The sequence below is a fragment of the Haloferula sp. A504 genome, assembly GCF_044385805.1.
Classification (GTDB): domain Bacteria; phylum Verrucomicrobiota; class Verrucomicrobiia; order Verrucomicrobiales; family Akkermansiaceae; genus Haloferula.
Map to the genome: position 1 here is coordinate 1 of NZ_JBISBU010000145.1, position 1,367 is coordinate 1,367.

General features: G+C 58.0%; 1 protein-coding gene. It reads left to right on the forward strand.

The window, feature by feature from the left end; genetic code table 11:
* The first annotated feature begins 663 nt into the window (after nucleotides 1-663).
* Nucleotides 664-1,179: a hypothetical protein gene (locus ACG2LG_RS23840; RefSeq protein WP_396263371.1), complete on the forward strand. Its 516-nt coding sequence runs from the start codon at nucleotides 664-666 to the stop codon at nucleotides 1,177-1,179.
* Nucleotides 1,180-1,367: the final 188 nt, after the last annotated feature.

Sequence of the window (1,367 nt, forward strand, 5' to 3'; positions counted from 1 at the left end):
GCCCACGACTTGAACCAGACACGGCACCTCCCTTTCAACCCTCAAACCACCCCGAAGGCGCGTGGCTGGCTCCAGTCGCAGCCATAGGGTCTCGCTCATGAAAAGCCCCTGACGATGCAATCCCCAAGAATAGCTGCAGGACTGCTCGCGCTGGCCGGAACCTACTGGGTCATCCATCTTCTGTCCTATTTCGCGTCACCGGGTGCGGGACTCGTAGTTCTCCCAGGATTCCTGATCTGGGCCTTGTGGATTTGGCGGGCCTGCTCGCGAACCTCCATCGCGCTGTTCGTAGCCACCTGGCTTTTTTCGATGGTCTGGCACCTGGCGATTGCCCTGCTAGCCCCGCTCTTGGCGGGCTTGATGAATAGCCTCCCAGTGATTCGCGGCTATGCTGTTGCGGTCTCCGTCATGAGCCTTGTAGGGTTCTTTCTCGAGATCCGCACCCGGAGTCGCGGGGCTCTAGCGGAGACCAACGAAGCGAACAAGCCGGAGCAGGACGACCCCTTACAGCGGCCTAGTCGCAGACCGATATGACGATTCAATCCATTCAATTTGGACAGAGCCGCCGCCTCGTGGGGTCGGGGTCGCCTGTCCTCTGACGTTCGCTCGAAAATGCCGCAGCTTCGATTCCCCAAGGTTACAGCGCCACGCCAGCCTGGATTCATGAATCTGAACGGCGATGGCGGGCGGATTCAGTTGCTGATCAGTGTCCCAATCATTCTCACGGCCTCGGTGATCGCTTGGCTAGCTTGGGATCCCGAGTCGGGATTTAACTGGGTTGGAGTCCTATTCGTGATCGCCCTTGTCTGGTCGTCAATCCGCCTCCTGAACGTGACAATCGTCGAACATTCGCCGGATGCTCTCCGCATTCAACGGAGAGGAAGAGAATATACCATTCCGTATTCCGATGTTCTTTCTGTCAGCGAGTCCGGCAGGTTCCAGGGGGGGCAAGCGATCGTCGGAAGCAATCATTCCCGGTATGTGACAGTCACTCTAAGGAGCAAGTATCCGTTTGGTAGGACATTCAGCTTCTACACGAAGAAGGAGTATGGCGATTTTGAGGGCAGGTCCGGTCCAGCGAAGCTGATCGAGAACTACGCAGCCAAGGCGCGGAACAACAAAGCGAACAAGCCGGAGCAGGACGACCCCTTACAGCGGCCTAGTCGCAGACCGGTATGACGATTCAATCCATTCAACCGGGACAGGGCCGCCGCCTCGTGGGGTCGGGGTCGCCTGTCCTCTGACGTTGGGCAGAAAACTTTTACGTTCGTGGGGTCAGTAGTACCAGAGCTTCGCAAGGGATTTTTTGAAGGTCGTTTCGAGGGCGTCCGGGAACGTGCCGATCCGGGAGGACCGGTTCGACATGG

Excerpts from the sequence above, each read along its gene's own strand:
- ACG2LG_RS23840 (WP_396263371.1), top strand. The coding sequence starts at position 664 with ATGAATCTGAACGGCGATGGCGGGCGGATTCAGTTGCTGATCAGTGTC.